The organism is Streptomyces macrosporus, assembly GCF_039533145.1.
Classification (GTDB): domain Bacteria; phylum Actinomycetota; class Actinomycetes; order Streptomycetales; family Streptomycetaceae; genus Streptomyces; species Streptomyces macrosporus.
This window is the reverse complement of record NZ_BAAASZ010000003.1, coordinates 144,252-167,441: the sequence shown is the minus strand read 5'-3', so window position 1 is coordinate 167,441 and position 23,190 is coordinate 144,252. Positions and strand designations below refer to the sequence as shown.

The following is a 23,190-nucleotide window of genomic DNA, read 5'->3' as shown; positions in this document are numbered from 1 at the left end:
CGCCCGGGGCAGGGGACTGCCCTGGGCGGCGATGGCCCGGCTGACCGGGCGGCGCGCCCTGGCCGCCGTGCCGGTGCTGGTCGCCGTCACCCTGGGCGCCTTCGCCCTGGCCGCGGCCTCCCCCTTCGACCCGGTGCGCCAGTACGCCGGAAGCGCCGGGCTGCGCGCCTCGCAGGACACCCTCGACCAACTGCGGGAGAACCTCGCCCTGGACGGGCCGTTCACCGAGCAGTGGTGGCGCTGGCTCACCGCCGCCCTGGGCGGTGACCTGGGCTGGTCGGTGTCCCTGCGCCAACCGGTCGCCCAGGTGATCGGCGAACGCATGGGCTGGTCCGTGCTGCTGTGCGCGCTCGCGTTCGTCCTCGCGGTGACGTTCGGGACGCTGCTCGGCGTCGCCGCCGCGCGCCGCCAGGGCGGATGGCTCGACCGCTGCGTCACCGGCGCGGCGTACGTCCTCCAGGCGGCCCCGCCGTTCTGGCTCGGCCTGCTCGCCGTCTGGTTCTTCGCCCTCCACCTCGGGGTGCTGCCCGCCGGAGGACTCACCGACCTCGGCGAGGAGACGGTCACCGCGGGCTCGCTGGCCCGCCACCTGGTGCTGCCCGTGGGCGTGCTCGCCCTCTCCCAACTGCCGTGGTTCGCCCTCTACACGCGGCAGGGCGTCGCCGACGCCCTGCGCGAGGACCCGGTGCGCGGCGCCCGCGCCCGGGGGCTGCGCGAGCGGACCGTCCTGTTCGGCCACGCCCTGCGCTCCGGGCTGCTGCCGGTGCTCACCCTCGTCGGCACCCGCGTCCCCGAACTGATCACCGGGGCCCTGCTGGTGGAGACCGTCTTCAGCTGGCCCGGCATCGCCTCGGCCACCGTGAAGGCCGCCACCGGCAGCGACTTCCCGCTGCTGGCCGCGGTGACCGTGCTCGCCACCCTCGCCGTCCTCGCCGGGAACCTGCTGGCCGACCTGCTGTACGCGCTGGCCGACCCCCGGGTCGACCTGGAGGAGATGTGACCGCCACCGATCCCGCCGCCCCCACCGCCCCGGACACCGACGCCGCGGCATGGCGCACCGCGGGCACCGACGGGCGCCCGTCCCGCACGCCGCGCGGACTCCTCTCGCTCGTGCTGGTGGCCGCCACCGTCCTCGCCGTCCTGCTCGTACCGCCGCTGTTCCCCCTGGACCAGCAGGCCGTCGACCTCGCCGCCAAGCTCCGACCCCCCTCCGCGGAGCACCTGTTCGGCACCGACGAGATGGGCCGCGACCTGCTGCTGCGCTGCGTGTACGGGCTGCGCGTCTCGCTCCTGGTCGGGGTGGTCGCCGCCCTGGTCGCCACGGTCGTCGGGATCGCCGTCGGCGCCGCGGCCGGGGCGCTGGGCGGCACGGTCGACCGGCTGGTGATGCGGGCCGTGGACGTCTTCGCCGCCGTGCCCCACCTGCTGATGGGCATCTTCATCGTGGCGATGTTCCGCCCCGGCGTCTGGCCCGTCGTCGCCTCCGTCGGCCTCACCCACTGGGTCTCCACCGCCCGCATCGTCCGCGCCGAGGTGCTCTCGCTGCGCACCCGCCCCTACCTGGACGCGGCGATCTCCGGCGGCGCCTCGCGCGGGCGGGTGATCGTACGGCACCTGCTGCCCGGCGTCCTGCCGCAGGCCGGGCTGGCGGCCGTGCTGATGGTGCCGCACGCCATCTGGCACGAGTCCGCGCTGTCCTTCCTCGGCCTGGGTATCCCCGCCCACCAGGCCAGTCTCGGCACCATGGTCGAGGCCGCGCGCGGCACGCTGCTCGCCGGCGCCTGGTGGCCCACGCTCTGGCCCGGCCTGTTCATCATCGTCCCCACCCTCGCCATCGCCGGGCTCGCCGGCGCCTGGCGCGAGCGGATCGACCCGCGCCGCCGATCGGAGCTGATGCTGTGACAGCCGAGACGTCCCCACCGGCCCAGTTGTCCGTACGGAACCTGTCCGTGCGCTTCCGGATGCGCGGCGGACGCACCGTCGCCGCCGTGACGGACGTGTCCTTCGACCTGGCCGCGGGGGAGTGCCTGGCCCTGGTCGGCGAGAGCGGCTGCGGCAAGTCCGTGCTGACCTCCGCGCTGCTGGGCCTGCTGCCCGGCAACGCCCGGACCAGGGGCGCCGCCCTCTTGGACGGCCTCGACCTGCTCACCGCCGGCGAGACCGCCCTGGCCCGCACCGTACGCGGCCGGCGCATCGCCCTCATCCCGCAGAGCCCCGCCGCGCACCTCACGCCGGTGCGCACCGTCCGCTCCCACCTGGAGGAGACCGTGCGGGAGCTGACGGGGAAGCGCGGGGACGAGGCGCGCGTCGCCGCCGAACGGGCCGCCGAGCGCGCCGCGTTCCCCGCCGACCACCTCGACCACCACCCCCACGAACTCTCCGGCGGCCTCGCCCAGCGCGCCGCCACCGCCCTCGCCCTCGTCGGCGACGCCCCCCTGCTGATCGCCGACGAGCCCACCACCGGCCTGGACCGGGACCTGGTCGACCGCACCGTCGACGAACTCCGCCGCCACGTGGACGGCGGCCACGGGCTGCTGGTCATCACCCACGACCTGGCCGCCGCCGAACGCGTCGCCGACCGGGTCGCGGTGATGTACGCCGGACGGGTCGTCGAACTCGCCGACGCCGACGACTTCTTCGGCACCCCGGGGCCCCGGCACCCGTACGCCCGCGGCCTGCTGGACGCCCTGCCCGAGCGGGCCTTCACCCCCATACCCGGCATGCCCCCGGAGCTGGACGCCCTGCCCGACGGCTGCGCCTTCGCCCCCCGCTGCCCGCGCGCCGACGCCGCCTGCGCCACCGTGCCGGCCCTCACCGGCGCCCCCGGCCGGGCGGTCGCCTGCCACCACGCGCACACCCACACCCCGGAGACGGCCGATGCCTGAGCCGACGACCGAACCGACCCTCGCGCCGGCTCCCGACCCGGCTTCCGCGCCGGCCCTCGAACTCCTCGACATCACCGCCGGATACGACCGCGGCACGCCCGTGCTGGAGGGGATCTCGCTGACCGTCGCCGCCGGCGAGTCCGTCGGCCTGCTCGGCCCCAGCGGCTGCGGCAAGTCCACCCTCGCCCGCGTCGCCGCCCTGCTGCACCGGCCCTGGGCGGGCACCGTCCGGCTGGCGGGCCGGGAAGTGCGCGGCTTCCGCCACCGCGCCCCGCGCGAGCTGCGCACGTCCGTCGGCGTGGTCTTCCAGCAGCCCCGGCTCGCCGCCGACCCCCGCCTCACCCTCGCCGACACCATCGCCGAGCCCCTGCGCGCCACCGGACGCCGGGACGAGATCCCCGACCGGCTGCCCGACCTGGCCGCCTCCGTCGGCCTCGGCGGCGACCTGCTCACCCGCCGCCCCCACGAGGTCAGCGACGGCCAGCTCCAGCGCGCCTGCCTGGCCCGGGCGCTGATCCTCCGTCCCAGACTGCTGATCTGCGACGAGATGACCGCGATGCTGGACGCCTCCACCACCGCGGCCCTCGTCGCCGCCGTGGAGGACCACCGCCGCGCGCACGGCACCGCGCTCCTCGCGGTCGGCCACGACCGGGTGCTGCTGAAGCGCTGGTGCGACCGGGTGGTGGACTTCCCGGCCGGCTGACGGGGAAACCGGCGCCGCCGGACCCGGTGGAGCACACGGACCGATCCGGAGCGCGCGAACCGGCCGGGAGCCGAACGAGCGGCCCGAACACCCCCACGCCCCCTTGCCGCCTCGGCCCGTCGGCGAGGAAGGTGACGGTGGGGGACTCGCGGCCCGTGCGCCGGGCGGGCTCTCCCGCCGACACGCGGGGCGTGAGAAGGGGAGGGGACATGGCGAAGGACACGGCGGAACCAGCGTCCACGGAGGCGTCCACGGGGGCGTCGCAGAAGGACGAACGGCTGCGGCGACCCTCGGGCATCCGGACACTGCGGCTGGGCGAGACGAGGGTGACCTACGTGCCGGACGGCGCGGCGGGGCTCGTGCCGACCGGCTGGCTCCCGGACACCACCGACGAGGTGTGGGCCGAGCACCCCGAGTACCTCGACGACTCCGGCCATCTGGTGGCGAGCATCGGCGGCCTGCTGGTGGAGCGCGACGGCCGGGCCCTGCTGATCGACACGGGCTTCGGCCCGCAGGCGTTCCCGGCGCAGCCGGGCGGTCCGATCGGCGACATCCACGGCGGCGCGCTCCTGGACAACCTGGCCGCCGTGGGCCGTCGGCCGGAGGACGTCGAGGCGGTGGCCATCACCCACCTCCACATCGACCACGTCGGATGGGCCTGGCACCCCGTCCCCGGCACCGACCGGCTCGCCTTCGCCCACGCCGACCACCTGTTGACCGAACCGGAGTGGGAGCAGCGCCGGCTCGCCGAGGCGTCCGGCCTCACCAAGGAGATGCTCGCGGCGATGGAACCCCGAGTCCGCACCGTGGCCGACGGGGAGGAGGTCTTCCCCGGCGTGCGGGTGGTGTACGCCCTCGGCCACACGGTCGGGCACGCCGTGTACGTCGTCTCCTCGGGCGGACGGCGGCTGATCGCCTTCGGCGACGCGATGCACTCGCCGATCCAGGTCGACCATCCGGAGTGGTCGGCCGTCCCCGACCACGATCGGGAGGTGTCCGCCGAGTTCCGCCGCCGGCTCGTCGCCGAGTTGGAGGAGCCGGGCACGATCGGCTTCGGCGGCCACTTCGCCGACGTGGTGTTCGGCCGTGTCCGCCGGGGCGGCGACGGTCCCGCCTGGCGGCCGTACCCGGGGTGAGGGCGTCCCTCCCCGGCCGTGCGCGGCCGTCCGTCGAGGAGGAGGGGGCGACCGCCGTGCGGGCCGGACACGGTCGGCGGCGCGCCCCCGCCCCGAGCGGGGCGGGTCACTGGCGGTAGCCGGCGAGGAAGCGGCCGATCCGGCTGATGGCCGCGTCGAGGTCGTCGGCGTGCGGCAGGGTGAGGATGCGGAAGTGGTCCGGGCGCGGCCAACTGAAGCCGGTGCCCTGGACGACCTGGATCTTCTCGCGCAGCAGCAGGTCGAGGACGAACTTCTCGTCGTCGTGGATGGGGTGGACGGCCGGGTCGATCCGGGGGAACGCGTACAGCGCGCCCTTGGGCTTGACGCAGGACACGCCGGGGATCTCGTTGAGCTTCCGCCAGGCGCGGTCGCGCTGTTCGTGGAGGCGTCCGCCGGGCAGCACGAGGTCCTCGATGGACTGCCGTCCGCCCAGCGCCGCCTGGATCGCGTGCTGGGCCGGGACGTTGGGGCACAGCCTCATCGAGGCCAGCATGGTCAGGCCCTCCAGGTAGTCGCGGGCGTGCTGCTTGGGCCCGGTGACGACCAGCCAGCCGGAGCGGAAGCCGGCGACCCGGTACGCCTTGGACAGGCCGCTGAAGGTCAGGCACAGCACGTCGGGGGCGAGGAGGGCGGCGTGGTGGTGGACGGCGTCGTCGTAGAGGATCTTGTCGTAGATCTCGTCGGCGAAGACCATCAGGTGGTGCCGGCGGGCCAGGTCGAGCATCCCCTCCAGCAGTTCCCTGGGATAGACGGCGCCGGTCGGGTTGTTGGGGTTGATGATCACCATGGCCTTGGTCCGGCCGGTGATCTTCGCGGCCATGTCGTCCAGGTCCGGCAGCCAGTCGGCGGACTCGTCGCACAGGTAGTGCACGGCCTTGCCGCCCGCGAGCGTCGGGACGGCCGTCCACAGCGGGAAGTCGGGGGCCGGGACGAGCACTTCGTCGCCGTCGTCGATCAGTGCCTGCACGGCCATCTGGACCAGCTCCGAGACGCCGTTGCCGAGGAACACGTCGTCCACGTCCACGTCCACCAGCCCGCGCTCCTGGTAGTGCTGGGCCACGGCCCGGCGCGCGGAGAGGATGCCGCGCGAGTCGCTGTAGCCGTGCGCGGTCGGCAGCGTGCGGATGATGTCCTGGAGGATCTCCTCGGGCGCCTCGAAGCCGAAGAGCGCGGGGTTGCCGGTGTTCAGCCGCAGCACGCTGTGGCCGGCCTCTTCCAGGGCGTTGGCGTGTTCGACCACCGGGCCGCGGATCTCGTAGCAAACGTCGGTCAACTTGCTCGACTGCTTGAACTCCATACTTGGTTTTACCAAGTGACTGCTTGGAAAGTCCAACCTTCCGTTAGGCTGACGCCATGCCACGCCGAAGGTACGACCAGTTCTGCCCCATCGCCCGAGCCCTGGACCTCGTCGGGGAGCGCTGGACCCTGCTGATCGTCCGCGAACTGCTGGCCGGCCCGCGCCGCTACACCGACCTCCACGCCGACCTCCCCGGAGTCTCCACCGACGTGCTCGCGGCCCGGCTGAAGGAGATGGAGCGCGAGGAACTGGTCACCCGACGCCGCCTGCCGCCCCCGGCCGCGGCGTCCGTGTACGAACTGACCGAGCGCGGACGCGGGTTGCTCCCCGTGCTGAGCGCGCTGGCGGACTGGGGCGCCCCCGCCCTCGCCGAGCGGCGCCCCACCGACGCCGTACGGGCCCACTGGTTCGCCGTGCCGCTCATGCGGCACCTGGCCGAGACCACCGACCGCACCGAAGGCGTCATCGAGGTCCGGCTCGACGAGGGCACCTTCCACATCACCCTCGACGAGACCGGTCCCGCCTACGCCGACGGCCCCGCCGCGCACCCCGACGAACGCCTCGTGATGGACACCGACACCGTGCTGAAGATCCTCGGCCACGGAGAACGGAACTGAACTCGCGGGCGCGGGCCCCCGCCGGGTCACGGCACGCGAGTGACGCCAGGACTCGCGCACCTATACGATCTCGCTCGCCGAAGGTGGGGGCCCCGCGCGTCGCGCGGGGGGCACGGTCGGTTCCGACACACGGCGTCTGACGCGTCACGCCCGCTCTCCCGTCTGAAGCACTCCTCCTCTTCGATCCGACAGGAGATTCGAGTGCGTTTTCCCATCCGCTCCGGCGGCGCACGGCACAGACGGCGGACGAGCCGTCTGATCCCCGCCGCGGGGCTCGTCCTGGCACTGGCGGGCGTGGGCCTGTCGACCGACGCCTCACTGGCCGACGAGTCCCCGTCGAAGCCCGAACTGCTCGTCCCCGAGGGGTACGAGGTCGTCGACGCCGATGCCGATGCCGACGCCGACAACGACGGGGCCGGGGCCGAGCCCCGCATCATCGGCGGCACGGACACCGCCTTCTCGGACGCCCCGTTCATGGTCCAGCTCCTCTTCGACCGGGACCGTGACGGCAGCTACTACTTCACCTGCGGCGGCACGCTGGTGGCCCCGAACAAGGTGCTGACCGCCGCCCACTGCCTGCACGACGAGAACGGCGTGCGCCAGGACTGGGGCAGGTACGGGGCGATCCTCGCGGGCACGAACAAGCTGCTCGGCGGGTGGGACAACGCCGAGGGGACGTTCGTCGACGTCACCCGCAGCTGGGTGCGCGGCACCTACGACCACCACAGCGCCGACAACGACATCGCCGTGCTCACCCTCGCCGAGCCGGTGAACCTGCGGACGACGGAGATCGCCGACCTCGGCGACGACGCGCTCTACGCCCCGGGGACGGCGGGCACCGCGTACGGCTGGGGCATGACCAGCGCGGACCGGGAGACCGGCACCCTCGCCTCCACGTTGCAACGCGTCTCGCTGCCCCTCCACTCCGACGCCGAGTGCGCCGCGAACCTCGACTCCGTGCTCGGCGCCGGCTCCTTCGAGAAGGGCCACATGGTGTGCGCGGGTCCGCCCGGCACCGGCGACGACGCCACGGGACGCACCACCTGCCCGGGCGACTCCGGCGGGCCGCTGCTGGTGCGCGGAAAGGTGGCCGGCGTGGTCTCCTGGGGCATCGGCACCGACGTCGAGGCCTGCAACGTCTCCGGCAGCTACGAGGTCTTCACCAAGGTCAAGACCTATGCGCCGACCGTCGAGCCGCGCGTCAACGACACCGACCTCAGCCGCGACGGCAAGGCCGACCTCTTCGTGCGCTCCGCCTCGACGGGCACGGGGTACCTCAAGAAGTCCACCGGCTCCGGCTTCCTGGCCCGCGAGAAGCTCACCGGCTCCTGGAGCGCCTACGACGTCGCGCTCCAGGCGGACATGAACCAGGACGGCCACCAGGACTTCATCCTGCGCCGCCGCTCCGACGGAGACGTCTTCTGGCGCCACCGCACCCCCGGCAGCGCCACGTGGATCGACACCAGGATCGCGGACGACTGGAGCACCCGGAAGTTCCTCGTCGCGCCGGGCGACGTGACCGGCGACCGGTTCCCCGACCTGCTCTCGGTGACCTCGGGCGGCACCCTGTACGTCTACCCGGGCAACGGCAAGGGCGGCTACGGCAGCCGGATCACCGGGGGAACCGGTTACTCCGGCTACACCTCCCTCCGGGGCAAGGGCGACTACTCCCTCGACGGCAGGGCCGACCTGATCGCCCGCGCCAAGGACGGCTCGGTCCACCTCCTCCGCGGCACGGGCAAGGGCACGGCGCCCTTCGCCACCAGGGTCAAGGTCCGCGACTGGGCGGGCTACAACGCCTTCGCGGCCCCCGGCGACGTCACCGCCGACGGGATCGCGGACCACGTGGCCCGCACCCCCGGCGGAACGCTCTACCTCTACCCGGGCACCGGAAAGGCCGGCTCCGGCATCTTCGCGACACGGATCAGGATCGGCACCGGATACGAGCAGTACAACCTCTGGGGCTGACCCCGCGGACCGGGCCGAACCCCCTCGGGCCTCCCCGCCACCGCGGCGTGAGGCCCGAGGGGGTTCGCCGTCGTCGGCGGCGCGTTCGAGCGGTGTACCCCGACGGCGGGCGTCCGACGCCGCCGTGACGGCAAAGGAAGGAGCGCGCCGAAGCTCATTTACGGGTAAAAAGCGCCCCCCGCACGGCAAAGCCGGAGCCGTGAACAGGGCGTTTCCCCACCTCTTTTCATATGAGCCGACCAAATCCGCCCCAATACTCGGCAGATCCGGTGCGCTCGCCCACGCGGAGGAGTTCCCTGGCAGGTGAGGGGGGATGCGAAGGTCCCGCGTCCCCGCAGGACTTGTCCGGGGGACAAGAGGAGCCGGCATGAGCGATGGCGCCCATGGGATACACACCGCACACGAAGCCTACGCGTTCGTCTGCCTGAGGTGCGGGCACGGCTGGGAGCGGTCCTACGACATCGAGCACCACGTCGACGGGAGGGGCAGGGAGACCGTCGCCTACGTCCTGGACGGCGCGTACGTCCCCTCACCGCTGACCCGGCCCGGCTGCGCCCACTGCGGCAGCCGGGTCGTACGCATCCTGAGGGCCGGTCGGGTCTCCTCGGCGCGGGGCCCGTCGCGACGGCCGAGCGCGCCGTCGAAGAAGCCCGAGCCGCGGGCGGGCGACGCCCGGGAGAAGACGCCGGTCCGCGCGGAGAGCCCCGGAGGGGGACGCTGGAAGCGCCGCCTCCACATCCCCGCCCTGCTGCGCCTCGTCCACCGCAAACGCGCGGGCCAGGCGTACTGACCCCGGGCGAACAGCGCGCCGCCGGAGCGGCCCTCCGGGCGGCTCTCCGGCTTCTCCGGCTCCGCCGCGTGCGGGGCGGGTCCGGGAACGCCTGCCGGTGCCGGCGCGCGGCGTGGGAGGAGCGGACGCGTGCGGCGGAAGAAAGACGTTGCGGCGGCACGTTTCCGCGCTCTAGGCTGCGCGTCGTGACTGCCGGGTCGGCCATGGGCCATTCACGAGTGAGGTACCCGGCCTCGACGTGAGCGCGAGGCGGGCGAGAGGCCCGCCCTTCCACGCCTCCGTCTCCCCGTCCTTCCCGCGCGTTCCGCATGCGTCGCGCGGTGATTCCGGCCGGATGCCACGTGCCCGGCGGTGCCGTCGCGACCACCGCCGAGACCGCCGACCGCTCCGGCCGGTGAACCGTCGGTCGATCGGAAGCCGACTCTCCCTCCCGTATTCACCGCTGCCGCGGGCGAGAACGCCCGACGGCGCCTCCGCCATGCCCGCGAACGGCCGAGCAGCGTCCGTTCCGAGAAGAAAGCAGAGAATGCCGAACGACTTCAACCAGTGGGTCATCGACGAGTTCCGCGCCAACGACGGGCGGGTCGGCGGTCCTTTCGAAGGGGGCCGACTGATCCTGCTGACCACCGTCGGAGCGCGGTCCAAAGCTCCGCACACCACCCCGCTCGGCTACCTCCCCGACGGCGAGCGCATCCTGGTCGTCGCCTCCGCCGGCGGAGCGCCGAAGCACCCGGACTGGTTCCACAACCTGGTGGCCAACCCCCGTGTCACCGTCGAGGACGGCGTCTTCACCTACGAGGCGGAGGCCACCGTCCTGGAGGGCGCCGAACGGGACCGTCTCTTCGCCCGCGCGGTGGAGGCCGATCCCGGCTGGGCCGAGTACCAGGAGAGGGCCGGGCGCGTCCTTCCCGTGGTCGCCCTCCGAGAAATTCCGGGCCCGCCCCGCCCGAACGCGGCGTCCTGGGGCGAGGCCCTCAAGGCGGTCCACGACGCGTTCCGACGCGAACTCGACCTGATCCGCCGGGAGATCGCCGAGTCGGGACCCGGACTGGGCGCCCAACTCCGGGTGAACTGCCTGACCTTCTGCGGAGGGCTGCACGGCCACCACGTCACCGAGGACACCGGAATGCTCCCGGCCCTCGCCGAGCGGCGTCCCGAACTCGCCCCGGTCGTCGACCGGTTGCGCCGGGAGCACGAGAGGATCGCGGTGCTCGTGGAGGACCTGCGGACGGTCGTCTCCGCCGCCGACGCCGACCCCGCGCGGGTGCTCCCCGAGGTCGAACGGCTCACGGCCGAGTTGGAGGACCACCTCGCCTACGAGGAGGAGTGGCTGATCCCCGTCCTCGACGCCCCGACCGCCTGAACACCACCGGAACGTCACCGGCCCCGCCGGGCACGAGGAGCACCGGCGGGGCCGGCGGCGGAGGAGGGGCCGCCGGGACGGCGTGGCGGACGGGCGATCACCTGCCACACTGTGGGCCTACGTCAGGACCGGCCGGTACGAGGAGAAGAACGACCATGGCGGACAGCGCCGCACAGCAGGGCAGGGACAGGATCGACACCTCTCGCCCGCACTCCGCCCGCATATGGAACTACCTGGCGGGCGGCAAGGACTACTACGAGGTCGACGCGGACGCCGCCGAGAAGGTCCTCACGGTCTTCCCGGGCATGCGCGACATCACCCTCCAGTCCCGTGCCTTCATCGGCCGCGTGGTCCGCCATCTGGCCGGCCGGGAGGGCATCCGGCAGTTCCTGGACATCGGCACCGGCCTGCCGACCCGGGACAACACCCACGAGGTCGCCCAGCGCGTCGCTCCCGAGAGCCGCGTCGTCTACGTCGACAACGACCCGGTGGTGCTGGTGCACGCCGAGGCCCTGCTCACCAGCTCTCCGGAAGGGGCGTGCGACTACATCGACGCCGACGTCCGCGAGCCGGAGAAGATCCTCGAACAGGCCGCGCGGACCCTGGACTTCTCCCGCCCCGTCGGGCTGATGCTCATGGGAATCCTGGGGCTGGTCCCCGACCACGACGAGGCCCGCTCGGTCGTGCGGCGGCTGCTGGACGCCCTGCCGCCGGGCAGCTTCCTGGGTCTGAACGACGGCTCCACCACCGACCCGGCGTACGTCCAGGCCATCGAGGCCCACAACGCCCGGGGCACCGCCACCCCCTACACGCCCCGCAGCCCCGAGCGGATCGCCGCCTTCTTCGACGGTCTGGAACTGCTCGACCCCGGCGTCGTCTCCTGCTCGCGGTGGCGGCCGGAGGACGCGTCCGGCGAACCGCCCGCCGAGGTGGCCGTGTTCGGCGGCCTCGGACGCAAGCCGTAGGCACCGTCGGCGGGCGGTCGCGGTGCTCGCGCGTCCGCCCGCCGACAGCCGGGGCCGGCGGGCGACTTCCGCCGGCGGCTGGAGGCGCTGGGGGAGCGGGAGCGGGAGCGGGAGATCGCGGTCGCCGTGGGACGCGGCGGGTCGAACGCCGAGATCGCCGCCGAACTCCACCTGAGCGTCCCCACGGTGAAGACGCACGTCTCGCGCGTCCTCGCCGAGCCGGGGCCGAACAACCGGGTCCGGAGCGCCCTGCCGGCCCGCGGCGCCGGACAGCTGGAAGAGTGTCGGGGATGGGAGTGAGCGGGAGCCCCCACGGGAATCCCGTACGGCCGCGAGCGTTGGACGGAACATGGTCGACGACATCCTGCGCACCACCCGCCTGTCGGTCCTGGACCGTTCCCTGATCCGGCGGGGCGAGGGGGCGGACGAGGCGCTGCGCGCCACCGTGCGCTTCGCCCGGGACATCGAGGCGCTGGGCTACCACCGTTTCTGGGTCTCCGAACACCACGGGGTGCCGGGCGTCGCCGGGTCCGCGCCGACCGTGCTCGCCGCGGCCGTCGCCTCGGCCACCACCCGCATCCGGGTCGGCACGGGCGGGGTGATGCTGCCCAACCACCGACCGCTGGTGGTCGCCGAGCAGTTCGGGGTGCTGGAGTCCCTCTTCCCCGGGCGGATCGACATGGGCCTGGGCCGCTCGGTCGGTTTCACCGGTGCCGTGCGCCGGGCGCTGGGCGCGGGCAGGGAGGCGGTCGAACGGTTCGGCGACGACCTGACCGAACTGCTGGGCTGGTTCGCCGGCGACCACGCCCGGGGGATGCGGGCCGTGCCCTCCGAAGGGCTGCGGATGCCGGTGTTCCTGCTGGCCACGGGCGCCGGAGCCGCCCTGGCCGCCGAGCGGGGGCTGCCGCTGGTCATCGCCCCGGCGCGCGGCGAGGAGCGGATGCTGCGCGCCATCGACGACTACCGGGCGGCCTTCCGGCCCTCCCCCCTGATTCCGGAGCCGTACCGGGAGCCGTACGTGGTCGTCTCGGCGAGCGTGGCGATCGGCGTCACCGCCGAGGAGGCGGAGGCGATGCAGGTGTCGGAGGCGTGGGCGACGGTCGTCTCCCGCACCCGGGGCGTCTTCCCGCCGCTGCTCCCGCCCGACGAGGTGACGGGGCGGGAGATGACCGAGAAGGAGCGCGCGCTGTTCGCCGAGGCCCGCCGCTCCCAGATCCACGGCACGGCGGAGGAGGTGGCCGCGGCGCTCGCCGGGCTGATCCGGCGCAGCGGCGCCGACGAACTCCTCCTCACCCTCAACGCGCACGACCACGGCCGGCGCCTGGACTCCTACCGTCGCCTGGCCCGCCTGGCGGAGTTGACCCCGGCCGTCTGAGGGGGGCTCGGAAAACCCGTCGCCCGCGGGTCCGGCCGTGACGGCCCCGCCCGCCGGACGGCCCGCCGCGCGGCCCGTCGCCCGTCACGGCCCCACGATGCCGCGGGCGATGCCCAGTTCCACCAGGTCCTGCGGGCGCAGCCGCAGCTCGTCGGCCGTCGTCCGCACCCGCTCCGGGCCGCGCTTGAGGATGGCCGTGGCCGACTCCGGGGCGATGACGGAGAAGTAGGCGTCCGGAGTGATCCAGGTGTTGTCCGGCGCCGCCAGGGCCAGCGCGCCGCCCGAGCCGCCCTCCCCGACGACCAGGGTCGTCACCGGCACCCGGGCCTCGGCCACCGCCGCGAAGACCTCCGCTATGGCCGGACCCGCGCCGGAACGTTCCGCCGCCTCGTCGTTGGCCGCGCCCGGGGTGTCCACCAGGGTGAGCACCGGGATGCCCAGCCGGTCGGCCAGCCGGACCAGCCGGGCGGCCGTGCGGAAGCCCGCGGGCAGGGTCGGCGTGCCGCACTGCGCGGCGTAGGCGACCGTACGGCCCGCCCGGCGTCCGAAGCCGCAGCGCATCCCCGGGTCGGTCCCGCCGCAGCGGTCGCCGGAGATCTCCTCCCGCATCTCGAAGTAGGCGTCCAGGTAGGCGTCGGCGCGCGGCCGGTGCGGCGAGCGGGCCCGCTCCACCGCCTCCCAGCCCGACTCCGGCAGCCCCGGCGCCCCGCCGCTCAGGGCACGCGGCGGCTCGGCCGGGCCGCCGGTCGGGGAGGTGAGCAGGGACAGCCAGCGTCCCAGGACCTCCCGCAGTTCGTCCGGCGCCACGATCCGGTCGACCTGCCCGGCCGCCAACTTCTCCTCGGCGCCGTACGCGGCCGGGTCGGCGTCCGGCGGACGGACCCGCGAGCCCGCGAAGGCGACCTGCGCGCCGGGCAGCGCCAGCACCACGTCCGCGCCGGCGCCGAGCGTCGCCCAGCCGCCGCCCGTCGTCGGGTCCCGCGCCACGGCGATCTGCGGCAGGCCCGCGGCGCGGGTCAGCGCCGACTGCCGTGCCACGCGCTGGAGTTGGACCAGGGCCCGCATGCCCTCCTGCATCCGGCTGCCGCCGGTCGCGATCAGCGACACCACCGGCAGCCGCCGTTCGCGGGCGTGCCGGTGGGCGGCCTCGATCCGGTCGCCGGCGCGCCGGCCCAACGAGCCGCCGAGGAAGGCGAACTCGAAGGCGATCAGCACCGTCGGGACGCCGCCGACCGTGCCGGTCCCGCAGACCACCGACTCGCGCTCGCCGGTGCGCTCGGACGCCCGGGCGCGCGCCGCGCCGTACCCCGCCCAGCCGATCGGACCGTCCCCGTCGTCCGTTCCGCCGTCCGCCCCGCCGCCGTGGGGCGGTCCGGTCAGTTCGGCGAAGCCGTCGGCGACCGCGTCGAGCGCCGCGCGGGCCGAGAGCCGCTCAGTCACGCTTCAGCGCCCGCTTCACGACCTTGCCCATGTCGTTGCGGGGCAGGGCCTCGACGAACCGCACCACCCGGGGGCGCTTGTGCGGGGCGAGTCGGCGTGCGACGTGCTCGGCCAATTCCTCGGCGGTGGGCGGTTCCCCGCCCGCCGCCGGCACCACCCAGGCCACGATCCGCTCGCCCAGGTCCGGGTCGGGCTCGCCGACGACGGCGGCCTCGGCGACGCCCGGGTGGCCCAGCAGACAGTTCTCGATCTCGCCGGCGCCGATCTTGTAGCCGCCGCTCTTGATCAGATCGGTCGCCTTGCGGCCCACGATCCGGTAGAAGCCGTCGGCGTCCCGGGTGGCCATGTCGCCGGTGCGGAACCAGCCGCCCGCGAAGGCGTTCGCGGTGGCGTCGGGGCGGTTGAGGTACTCGATGAACAGGTTCGGCCCGCGCACCTGGATCTCGCCGACGGTCTCCCCGTCGTTCGCCTCGATCCGCTTCCCGTCCTCGTCCACCAGCCGCACGTCCACGCTGCGCAGCGGCACGCCGACCGTGCCGGCGCGGTGCTCGCCGTCCTCCCGCACGCTGGTGATCATCAGCGTCTCGGTCATCCCGTAGCGCTCGACGACGTGCAGCCCGGTGGCGGCCGTGATCCGCTCGTGGTCGTGGAGGGGCAGCGCCGCCGAGCCGGAGACCAGCAGACGGGCGCGGCGCAGGGCCGCGGCGAGCCGCTCGCCGTCCTCCCCGCCCTCCTCCAGGACCTCGGCCAGCCGGTGGTACATCGTCGGCACCCCGAAGACCATGGTGCCGCCCTCCTCCAGGGCGGCGGCCACGCCCCGGGGCGAGAACCGGCCCAGGTGGACGAGGGTGCCGCCGCGCCGCAGCGGGCCCAGCACGCCCAGGATCAGGCCGTGCACGTGGAACAGCGGCAGGGCGTGCACCAGCACGTCGTCGCCGGTCCACCGCCAGGCGTCGGCCAGGTCGTCCAGCGTGCCCGCGACGGCTCGACGCGGCAGGACCACGCCCTTGGGCGGGCCGGTGGTCCCGGAGGTGTAGACGATCAGCGCGGGGCTGCTCTCGACGGGCTCCGGCAGCGTCCCGGCGGCCGGGGCGGGCTCCTCGGCCTCCAGGTCCACGTCGATGCGGTCCAGCGCGGCCAGCGCCTCGGGCAGGTCGTCGCCGGGCGCGGCCAGCACCAGGTCGGGCGTGCTGTCGGAGACGATGTGGGCCAGTTCGTCCGCGCCGATCCGCGGGTTGACGGGGACGACGGGCACCCCGGCCAGCAGCGCGGCCAGGACGCCCACACAGGTGTAGGGGGAGGACGTGGCCCACACCGCCACCCGTCCGGCGTCCCCGATCCGCAGGGCGAGGGCGTTCGCGAGCCCGGCGAGCCGGCCGTACTCGATCACCCGGTCGCCGAAGCGGAGCGCGGCCTTGGCCGGTGCGTCGTGAAGGTGGGGGAAGAGCGTGGGCACCCGGTGACTCCTCGTCCTCGTGTCCGTACGGCTGTCCGTACGGCTGACAGATCCGCCTCCAGGGTGGCCCATGCCCCGGGCGGTACACAGCCCGGGGCGGTCCGCTCACCCGGACGACCGCCCGGCGCGGTGCCCGGAGTCGGCCGAGCGGGAGGGCGCGCGGGGCCGGTCGCCGCACCGCCGGCGGGCTCCTCGCCACCCCCTCGGCACTCCTCGGCGTCCACCACCAAGCCGGTCGGGGCGGGATGCCCCACGGCAGGCCGCGCCGCTCCTCGGACACCGCCGGTTCGCCATGCCCGTGCCCCTCTCCCGGCCGGCGGACCGGGAGGCGCCGGGAGCGGCCCCCGCGCCGGCGCGCGTCAGGCGCGGTGGACCGGAGGGTCGTCCAGGACGGCCCGCACGACGGAGTGGGCCGCGCCCAGCAGCGGGCCGTCCGGGCCGAGGCGGGAGACGGCCACCGGCGGAGGCCCGGCGATCCTGCGGTCCAGCTCCCGCTCCAGGGCGGGCAGCAGCCAGGGCGCCAGCCGGGCGAGGGCGCCGCCGAGCACCACGGTCTGCGGGTCGAGCAGGTTGACCGTGCCGGTCAGCGCGGTGCCCAGGGCGGTGCCGGCCTCGTCCAGCGCCCGGCGCACCGCGCGGTCGCCGCCCTCCGCGCGGCCGGCGAGCAGGTCGATCCGGGCGCCGGGCCCGGGGTGGTCGGCGGCGATGGCCCGCGGATCGAGCCCGGCGGCCCGCAGCACGGCCTCCTCGCCCGCGTACCGCTCCAGGCATCCGATCCCGCCGCAGGCGCACGGGCGGCCCTCCGGACGCACCGGCACGTGGCCCAGTTCCCCGGCGAACCCCCGGGTGCCGCGGAGCAGCTCGCCGCCCACCACGATCGCGGCACCGATGCCGATCTCGGCCGAGACGTGCACGAAGTCCTCCGGCGGCGGGGTGTGGCCGCCGAGCCACAGCTCGGCCAGGGCGCCGAGGTTCGCCTCGTTGTCGACCGCGCACACGGCGCCGGCGTCCGCGCCCAGGACGTCGTCCCCGCGCAGGTGGGGGGCGAGGTCCAGGTCCGTCCAGCCGAGGTTGGGGGCCTGGACGACGGTGGTGGTGCCCCGGGCGACCAGGCCCGGCACGGCCACGGCGAGCCCGGCCGGGCGCAACCGCTCCCCCCGGACCTCCTCCGCCACCTCGCGCACCAGCGCGGCCAGCCGCCGCAGCACCGGCGCGGGGTCGCTGTCGCGGTTCGCGGAGTCGACCGCGACCCGGGCACGGACCTCCCCGCGCAGGTCGACGGCGCACACGGCCAGGTGGTCGACGCCGATCTCGGCGCCGATCCCGCAGGGGCCGCGGTCGCTGAGCGCCAGCGCGGTGCCGGGCCGCCCGGGCGTGCCCGAGCGGCCCGGACCCAGCTCCACCAGCAGTCCGGCGCCGAGGAGTTCGTCCACCAGGGTGGAGACGGCGGTGCGGGTCAGGCCGATCCGCGTCGCGACGGCGGCCCGTGACAGGGGGCCGCCGTCGGCCACCGCGTGGAGCACGCGCGCCAGGTTCCGCCGCCGCATCTCCTGCTGGGTGGTGGGCGCGGGTGCTGCCATCGGCCGTCTGCTCCTCGGGTTCTCCGGGCTGTGCTCGTCGGGCGTGCGCCGGCGCCGGCGCACGCCGGGCGTCAGCGCTGCCGCAGCAGCGTATCGGCGCCGGTCAGGGTGGCCGAGAGGCGGGCCAGGGTCTCCTCGTCGCGCTCCACCGCCTCGTACGACGGCCCCTCGGCGGTGGACCAGCGGCGGGCCACCGCGGCAGCGTCCTCGCCCAGCAGCAGGCCGGCGGCCTGCGCCGCCGCGCCGAGCGCGACCAGTTCCTGCGCGCGCGGCACGACCACCGGACGTCCGGACAGCCGCCGGACCGTCTCGCGCCACGCCGTGCCCTTGGCGCCGCCGCCGATCAGCAGGATCGGGGTGTCGGCGTCGGCGTCGGCGTCCAGGACCCTCTCCAGCGCCTCCAGCAGCGCGTAGACCGCGCCGTCGTAGGTCGCCTGGAGGATGTGGCCGGGGGTGGTGTCGTGGCGCAGACCGGTCAGCAGACCGGAGGCGTAGGGGAGGTGGGGGGTGCGCTCGCCGTCCAGGAAGGGCAGCACGGTGACGCCTCCGCCCGCCTCGACGGCCTCGCGGTCCAGGCCGAACAGGGCCGCGACGCGGTCCACGGCCAGGGTGCAGTTGAGGGTGCAGGCCAGCGGCAGCCAGTCGGTGCGGGCGTCGGCGAAGCCGGCGACGGTGCCGGTGGGGTCGGCGGGGCGGTGGGTGGAGACGGCGTAGACGGTGCCGGAGGTGCCCAGGCTCAGCACCGGCCGGCCCGGACGCAGGCCCAGGCCGAGCGCGGCGGCCATGTTGTCCCCGGTGCCGGTGGCCACCAGCGCGCCCTGGGGCAGCGGCAGCCCCTCCACCGGACGCACCGTGCCGGCCGCCTCGCCGTGGCCGAGCACGCGGGGCAGCAGGTCGGGGGAGAGGCCGACCTTCTCCAGGATCTCCTCGTCGTACTCCTGGGTGGCCGTCGACCACCAGCCGGTGCCCGACGCGTCGCCCCGGTCGGTGGTGCCCCGGCCGGTCAGCCGCTCGGTGAGGTAGTCGTGCGGGAGCCGCACCGCGCGGGTGGCCGCGGCGGCCTCCGGTTCCACCTCGCGCAGCCACGCCCACTTGGTGACGGTGAAGGACGTCGCCGGCACGCTGCCGAAGCGCTCGGCCCACACCTCGGGGCCGCCCAACTCCTCCACCAGGCGGTCGCGTTGGGGGGCGGACCGCACGTCGTTCCAGAGCAGGGCGGGCCGCACCGGCCGACCCTCGGCGTCCAGGGTCACCAGCCCGTGCTGCTGCCCGCCGACCGAGACGGCGGCGGCCTGGTGGACGACCGGACCGCACTGCTCCAGCGCGGCGCACAGCGCCCGCCACCACTGCTCGGGGTCGCTCTCGTGGTCGGCCGACACCGTGTGCGGCGCCTGGCCGCGGGCGACCACCTGGCCGGTCGCGGCATCGACGACCAGCGCTTTCGTGGACTGCGTCGAGCTGTCCACACCAACGACGAGCGGACCTTCAGGTGCAGCCATGTCGCCTCTTCCTCTCTGCGGCTCCTGGGCGCATACTAATTTGTCAACGGCCATGACGAAATACCCGAGAGGCATGCCATGAGCTACGAGCCGACGCCCGAGCACAAGTTCACCTTCGGTCTGTGGACCGTGGGCTGGCAGGGTCGCGACCCCTTCGGCGACGCGACCCGCCCCGCCCTGGACCCGGTCGAGAGCGTGCAGAAGCTGGCGGAGCTGGGCGCCTACGGCGTCACCTTCCACGACGACGACCTGATCCCCTTCGGCTCCTCCGACAGCGAGCGCGAGGGCATCGTCAAGCGCTTCCGCCAGGCGCTGGACTCCACCGGCCTGAAGGTGCCGATGGCCACCACCAACCTCTTCACCCACCCGGTCTTCAAGGACGGCGCCTTCACCGCCAACGACCGCGACGTCCGCCGCTACGCCCTGCGCAAGACCATGCGCAACATCGACCTGGCCGTCGAGCTGGGCGCCACGACCTACGTCGCCTGGGGCGGACGCGAGGGCGCCGAGTCCGGTGCCGCCAAGGACGTGCGGGCGGCGCTGGACCGCCTCAAGGAGGCCTTCGACCTGCTCGGCGACTACGTCGTCTCCCAGGGCTACGACCTGCGCTTCGCCATCGAGCCCAAGCCCAACGAGCCCCGCGGCGACATCCTGCTGCCCACCGTCGGCCACGCCCTGGCGTTCATCAACACCCTCGAACACGCCGACCGGGTCGGCCTCAACCCCGAGGTCGGCCACGAGCAGATGGCCGGACTGAACTTCCCGCACGGCATCGCCCAGGCGCTGTGGCACGGCAAGCTCTTCCACATCGACCTCAACGGCCAGTCCGGCATCAAGTACGACCAGGACCTGCGCTTCGGCGCCGGCGACCTGCGCTCGGCCTTCTGGCTGGTGGACCTGCTGGAGTCGGCCGGGTACGACGGCCCGCGCCACTTCGACTTCAAGCCGCCGCGCACCGAGGACTTCGACGGAGTGTGGGCCTCGGCGGCCGGCTGCATGCGCAACTACCTGATCCTCAAGGAGAAGGCGGCCGCCTTCCGCGCCGACCCGGCCGTCCAGGAGGCGCTGCGCGCCGCCCGCCTCGACGAGCTGGCGCGGCCGACCCTCGACGAGGGCGAGACCGCCGCCGACCTGCTGGCCGACCGGAGCGCCTTCGAGGAGTTCGACGTCGAGGCCGCGGCCCGGCGCGGCATGGCCTTCGAACAGCTCGACCAGCTGGCGATGGACCACCTGCTGGGCGTCCGCGGCTGACCCCCGGACCCCCACGGTGACGGACGGGGCGCGGGCCGTCGGCCCGCGCCCCCGCCGACCCTCCGCTCCGCGGGGCGCTCACTCCTCCCCGCGGCGCCGCCGGCCACGCCGTTTGCGGCGACCCTTGCTCCAGAACCAGCCCGCCGGGGGCTCGTCCGCCCGCCACGGCTGCGGCTCGGGCGGGTTCTCCCGCCACCGGGCGCGCAGCATCCGCGTACGCGCCGTGGGCTCGTTCACCTCGGCGCCGCGTACGAACGCCTCGTCGAGCACGACGTCGTCCCACGCGTCGCCGCCCGCCCCCGGCGCGCCGTCCGGCTCCGGAACGTCGTCGCCCTCGTCTCCCCGCCGTGGCCGTCGCGTGCTCACCGGGCACCTCCCGTCCGGTCCATGCTCCGAAAACGGCCGGCGCCACCGGTGAGTTCCGGACGCACGGAGGGCGGCCCGCTCACTCCGGAAGCAGCCGGTAGGCGCCTCCCGCCACGGTGTCGAACTCCACGACCCCCGCCTCGGGCCGCACGGTCTCCACCGGGCGCCCGTCGCGCAGGACGCGGACCTCCCCGGCCGCCCGCACCCGGGCCCGGCGCCCGCCGCGGGAGACCAGATCGGCCCCGACGAGCGCGCCGCCGCGCCAGGCGACGCCGACCTCGAAACCGCCGCGCGCCAGCAGCCCCCGCACCGACCCCTCGGGGAGCGCGGGCGGCAGGGCGGGCAGCAGGTGGATCTCGTCCGCGTGACTCTGCGCCAACCACTCCGCGATCCCGGCGGTGGCGCCGAAGTTGCCGTCGATCTGGAAGGGGGGATGGAGGTCGAAGAGGTTGGGGGCGGTGCGCTCGGGAGTGAGCTGGTCGGTCAGCAGCTTGTACGAGCGCGCGCCGTCCTCCAGCCGTGCCCAGAAGTTGATCTTCCAGGCCAGCGACCAGCCCGTGCCCGCGTCGCCCCGCAGCTCCAACGTGGTGCGCGCGGCCTCGAACAGCTCCGGGGTGCCGCGCCGGGTGATCCGGTTGCCCGGGTGCAGTCCGTACAGGTGCGAGACGTGCCGGTGGTCCTGTTCGGGGGCCTGCGCGTCCCAGTCCTCGCGCCACTCCCGGAGCTGCCCCAGCGCCCCGACGCGCATCGGGGCCAGCCGGTCGCGCGCCGCCCGCGCCTCCTTCGCCAACTCCTCGTCCACGCCCAGGAGTTCGGCGCTCCCGGCGACGGCGTCGAACAGGTCGCGCAGGATCTCGTTGTCCATGGTGGGGCCCGCGCACAACGAGCCGCCGGGGCCGGGGTGGTGGGCGTTCTCCGGGGACAGCGACGGGCAGGTGACCAGCTCGCCGGTCTCCGGGTCCTCCACCAGGGTGTCGAGGAAGAACCGGGCCGCGCCCGCCAGCACGGGGTGGCGCCTGCGCAGCGCGTCGGTGTCGCCGGTGAAGCGGTGGTGCTCCCATATCGACAGGGCCAGCCAGGCGCCGCCGGTGGGCCACATGCCCCAGAACGCGCCGTCCACGGGCGCGGTGCCCCGCCAGATGTCGGTGTTGTGGTGGGCGACCCAGCCGCGCGCTCCGTAACACGACCGGGCGGTGCGGGCACCGGCGACCGCGAGGTCGTCCAGGAGGTCGAAGAGCGGTTCCCAGCACTCCAGGAGGTTGGTCGGAGCGGCGGGCCAGTAGTTCATCTCCGTGTTGATGTTGATCGTGTACTTGCCGCCCCACGGCGGGTCGGTCAGGTCGTTCCACAGCCCTTGGAGGCCCGCGGGCTGGGTGCCGGGGCGGGAGCAGGCGATCAACAGGTAGCGCCCGTAGGCGAAGTACAGCGCCACCAGGTGCGGGTCGTCGCCGCGCGCGAAGTCCGCCACCCGCTCGTCGGTCGGCCGGGCGGCGGCGGGCGTGGCCGGGACGTCCAGGCGGACGCGGTCGAACAGCGCGGCGTGGTCGGCCGTGTGGCGGGCGCGCAGCTCGTCGTAGGGGCGGGATGCGGCGGCCGTGAGCGGGCGGGCCGCGCGGGCGGCGGCGGTCGCGGGGTCGTCCACGCCGCGCCAGTCGCGGTGGTTGGTGGCGGCCGAGACCAGCAGGGTGACGGCGGTGGCGCCGGCGACCCGCAGGCCGCCGTCCGCGGAGCGCACCTCGCCGTCCTCGGTCACCGCCCGGACCAGGCACCGGAAGCGGAGCACGCCCGCGATGCCCCGGGCGTCGTCGCCGACGCCGTCCAGCGCGATGCTCGACGGGTCGGGGGAGGAGGCCGCCGAGCGCAGCGGACCGGAGAGGGAGGCGGTGAAGGAGAGCGCGCCCGGGGTGTCCACGGTCAGCCGCACCACGACGACCCGGTCCGGCGCGGAGGCGAACACCTCGCGGCGGTGGCGCACCCCGGCGCGCACGTACTCCACCGTGGCGACGGCGGTGGCGAGGTCGAGATCGCGCCGGTAGTCGGAGACCTCCGCGGCCTCCGCCCCGCCGTCGGCGAAGGACAGCCGCAGGTCGCCGATGGTCTGGTATTGGAGCTGTTCGACGGGGACGCCCATCAGGTCGCTGTCGATCAGGGCCCGGGCCTCGTCCCACCGCCGCTCGAAGACCAGCCGCCGGACCTCGGGGAGGGAGGCGAGGGCGCGGGGGTTGTCGTAGTCGTGCGGGCCGCCCGCCCACAGCGTGTCCTCGTTGAGCTGGAGCCGTTCGACGTCCGTGCCGCCGAACACCATGGCGCCCAGCCGGCCGTTGCCCACCGGCAGGGCCTGGAGCCACTCCTCGGCGGGACGGGGGTACCACAGGCGGAGCCCGGCGTCGTCGCCGGCGCGGTCGGGTCGGTGGTCCGTGCTCACGTACGGCTCCAGGGGAGAGGGCGGACAGGGGTGGACGGGGGCGGGCGGGACGA

At 74.9% G+C, this 23,190-nt stretch carries 19 protein-coding genes and 1 pseudogene; 13 read left to right on the top strand and 7 right to left on the bottom strand.

Annotation, left to right across the window (positions count from 1 at the left end; genetic code table 11):
• Nucleotides 1–31 precede the first annotated feature (31 nt).
• From ABD335_RS01195 to ABD335_RS01175, 5 genes are all read left to right on the top strand, one after another.
• Nucleotides 32–1,000, top strand: a complete 969-nt coding sequence (locus tag ABD335_RS01195; protein ID WP_344320284.1) for an ABC transporter permease — start codon at nucleotides 32–34, stop codon at nucleotides 998–1,000.
• Entirely contained in the window at nucleotides 997–1,902 is a 906-nt protein-coding gene (locus ABD335_RS01190) for an ABC transporter permease (protein WP_344320093.1), read from the top strand. The genes ABD335_RS01195 and ABD335_RS01190 overlap by 4 nt, the downstream gene beginning before the upstream one ends.
• 59 nt (nucleotides 1,903–1,961) lie before the next feature.
• A complete protein-coding gene (locus tag ABD335_RS01185; protein ID WP_344320283.1) occupies nucleotides 1,962–2,885 on the top strand; it encodes an ABC transporter ATP-binding protein in 924 nt (307 codons plus the stop codon).
• Nucleotides 2,878–3,588, top strand: coding sequence for an ABC transporter ATP-binding protein (locus tag ABD335_RS01180; protein WP_344320092.1), 711 nt, complete (start codon nucleotides 2,878–2,880; stop codon nucleotides 3,586–3,588). Before ABD335_RS01185 ends, ABD335_RS01180 begins: the two co-directional genes overlap by 8 nt.
• Before the next feature lie 209 nt (nucleotides 3,589–3,797).
• A complete protein-coding gene (locus tag ABD335_RS01175) occupies nucleotides 3,798–4,724 on the top strand; it encodes an MBL fold metallo-hydrolase (RefSeq protein ID WP_344320091.1) in 927 nt (308 codons plus the stop codon).
• A 106-nt stretch (nucleotides 4,725–4,830) separates the two neighbouring features.
• Here ABD335_RS01175 and ABD335_RS01170 read toward each other — a convergent pair whose 3' ends face one another.
• A complete protein-coding gene (locus tag ABD335_RS01170) occupies nucleotides 4,831–6,042 on the bottom strand; it encodes a pyridoxal phosphate-dependent aminotransferase (protein ID WP_344320090.1) in 1,212 nt (403 codons plus the stop codon).
• A gap of 56 nt (nucleotides 6,043–6,098) precedes the next feature.
• Here ABD335_RS01170 and ABD335_RS01165 point away from each other — a divergent pair, with 56 nt between their 5' ends.
• The 7 genes and pseudogenes from ABD335_RS01165 to ABD335_RS01135 all read left to right on the top strand — a co-directional run bounded on the left by ABD335_RS01165 (nucleotide 6,099) and on the right by ABD335_RS01135 (nucleotide 13,120).
• Nucleotides 6,099–6,659 carry a winged helix-turn-helix transcriptional regulator gene (locus ABD335_RS01165; RefSeq protein ID WP_344320089.1) on the top strand — a complete coding sequence of 187 codons (561 nt, stop codon included), beginning with the start codon at nucleotides 6,099–6,101 and terminating at the stop codon, nucleotides 6,657–6,659.
• A gap of 201 nt (nucleotides 6,660–6,860) precedes the next feature.
• Nucleotides 6,861–8,627, top strand: coding sequence for a trypsin-like serine protease (locus ABD335_RS01160; protein WP_344320088.1), 1,767 nt, complete (start codon nucleotides 6,861–6,863; stop codon nucleotides 8,625–8,627).
• 367 nt (nucleotides 8,628–8,994) lie between these two features.
• The gene (locus ABD335_RS01155; RefSeq protein ID WP_344320087.1) at nucleotides 8,995–9,417 is read left to right on the top strand and encodes a hypothetical protein; all 423 of its coding nucleotides are present in this window, start codon (nucleotides 8,995–8,997) and stop codon (nucleotides 9,415–9,417) included.
• Between the two features lie 526 nt (nucleotides 9,418–9,943).
• On the top strand, nucleotides 9,944–10,780 hold the full coding sequence (locus ABD335_RS01150) for a nitroreductase/quinone reductase family protein (RefSeq protein WP_344320086.1): 837 nt from the start codon (nucleotides 9,944–9,946) through the stop codon (nucleotides 10,778–10,780).
• A gap of 155 nt (nucleotides 10,781–10,935) precedes the next feature.
• Entirely contained in the window at nucleotides 10,936–11,745 is an 810-nt protein-coding gene (locus ABD335_RS01145) for an SAM-dependent methyltransferase (protein WP_344320085.1), read from the top strand.
• Between the two features lie 36 nt (nucleotides 11,746–11,781).
• Nucleotides 11,782–12,045: pseudogene (locus ABD335_RS01140) on the top strand (response regulator transcription factor); the annotation flags it as partial.
• Nucleotides 12,046–12,094: 49 nt separating this feature from the next.
• A complete protein-coding gene (locus ABD335_RS01135) occupies nucleotides 12,095–13,120 on the top strand; it encodes an MsnO8 family LLM class oxidoreductase (RefSeq protein ID WP_344320084.1) in 1,026 nt (341 codons plus the stop codon).
• Nucleotides 13,121–13,204: 84 nt separating this feature from the next.
• Here ABD335_RS01135 and ABD335_RS01130 read toward each other — a convergent pair whose 3' ends face one another.
• From ABD335_RS01130 to xylB, 4 genes are all read right to left on the bottom strand, one after another.
• Nucleotides 13,205–14,560, bottom strand: coding sequence for a carboxyl transferase domain-containing protein (locus tag ABD335_RS01130; protein ID WP_344320083.1), 1,356 nt, complete (start codon nucleotides 14,558–14,560; stop codon nucleotides 13,205–13,207).
• Nucleotides 14,553–16,016 (bottom strand): acyl-CoA synthetase, encoded by a 1,464-nt coding sequence (locus ABD335_RS01125; RefSeq protein ID WP_344320082.1) that lies wholly within the window; start codon nucleotides 16,014–16,016, stop codon nucleotides 14,553–14,555. Before ABD335_RS01125 ends, ABD335_RS01130 begins: the two co-directional genes overlap by 8 nt.
• Before the next feature lie 359 nt (nucleotides 16,017–16,375).
• Nucleotides 16,376–17,596: an ROK family protein gene (locus tag ABD335_RS01120; RefSeq protein ID WP_344320081.1), complete on the bottom strand. Its 1,221-nt coding sequence runs from the start codon at nucleotides 17,594–17,596 to the stop codon at nucleotides 16,376–16,378.
• A 71-nt stretch (nucleotides 17,597–17,667) separates the two neighbouring features.
• A complete protein-coding gene (gene xylB, locus ABD335_RS01115; RefSeq protein ID WP_344320080.1) occupies nucleotides 17,668–19,095 on the bottom strand; it encodes a xylulokinase in 1,428 nt (475 codons plus the stop codon).
• Nucleotides 19,096–19,173: 78 nt separating this feature from the next.
• On the opposite strand from xylB, the gene xylA reads away from it, so the two are divergent.
• Nucleotides 19,174–20,346 carry a xylose isomerase gene (gene xylA / locus ABD335_RS01110; RefSeq protein ID WP_344320079.1) on the top strand — a complete coding sequence of 391 codons (1,173 nt, stop codon included), beginning with the start codon at nucleotides 19,174–19,176 and terminating at the stop codon, nucleotides 20,344–20,346.
• Between the two features lie 78 nt (nucleotides 20,347–20,424).
• On the opposite strand, the gene ABD335_RS01105 is transcribed toward xylA, so the two are convergent.
• Together ABD335_RS01105 and ABD335_RS01100 are read right to left on the bottom strand one after the other, a co-directional pair.
• Nucleotides 20,425–20,712, bottom strand: coding sequence for an SGM_3592 family protein (locus ABD335_RS01105; protein WP_344320078.1), 288 nt, complete (start codon nucleotides 20,710–20,712; stop codon nucleotides 20,425–20,427).
• 79 nt (nucleotides 20,713–20,791) lie between these two features.
• Nucleotides 20,792–23,137: a glycoside hydrolase family 95 protein gene (locus tag ABD335_RS01100; protein WP_344320077.1), complete on the bottom strand. Its 2,346-nt coding sequence runs from the start codon at nucleotides 23,135–23,137 to the stop codon at nucleotides 20,792–20,794.
• Between the last annotated feature and the right edge of the window lie 53 nt (nucleotides 23,138–23,190).

Excerpts from the sequence above, each read along its gene's own strand:
- ABD335_RS01120 (WP_344320081.1), bottom strand. The coding sequence starts at position 17,596 with ATGGCAGCACCCGCGCCCACCACCCAGCAGGAGATGCGGCGGCGGAAC.
- ABD335_RS01175 (WP_344320091.1), top strand. The coding sequence starts at position 3,798 with ATGGCGAAGGACACGGCGGAACCAGCGTCCACGGAGGCGTCCACGGGG.
- ABD335_RS01170 (WP_344320090.1), bottom strand. The coding sequence starts at position 6,042 with ATGGAGTTCAAGCAGTCGAGCAAGTTGACCGACGTTTGCTACGAGATC.
- ABD335_RS01155 (WP_344320087.1), top strand. The coding sequence starts at position 8,995 with ATGAGCGATGGCGCCCATGGGATACACACCGCACACGAAGCCTACGCG.
- ABD335_RS01195 (WP_344320284.1), top strand. The coding sequence starts at position 32 with ATGGCCCGGCTGACCGGGCGGCGCGCCCTGGCCGCCGTGCCGGTGCTG.
- ABD335_RS01180 (WP_344320092.1), top strand. The coding sequence starts at position 2,878 with ATGCCTGAGCCGACGACCGAACCGACCCTCGCGCCGGCTCCCGACCCG.
- ABD335_RS01150 (WP_344320086.1), top strand. The coding sequence starts at position 9,944 with ATGCCGAACGACTTCAACCAGTGGGTCATCGACGAGTTCCGCGCCAAC.
- xylB (WP_344320080.1), bottom strand. The coding sequence starts at position 19,095 with ATGGCTGCACCTGAAGGTCCGCTCGTCGTTGGTGTGGACAGCTCGACG.
- ABD335_RS01165 (WP_344320089.1), top strand. The coding sequence starts at position 6,099 with ATGCCACGCCGAAGGTACGACCAGTTCTGCCCCATCGCCCGAGCCCTG.
- xylA (WP_344320079.1), top strand. The coding sequence starts at position 19,174 with ATGAGCTACGAGCCGACGCCCGAGCACAAGTTCACCTTCGGTCTGTGG.
- ABD335_RS01135 (WP_344320084.1), top strand. The coding sequence starts at position 12,095 with ATGGTCGACGACATCCTGCGCACCACCCGCCTGTCGGTCCTGGACCGT.
- ABD335_RS01145 (WP_344320085.1), top strand. The coding sequence starts at position 10,936 with ATGGCGGACAGCGCCGCACAGCAGGGCAGGGACAGGATCGACACCTCT.
- ABD335_RS01185 (WP_344320283.1), top strand. The coding sequence starts at position 1,962 with ATGCGCGGCGGACGCACCGTCGCCGCCGTGACGGACGTGTCCTTCGAC.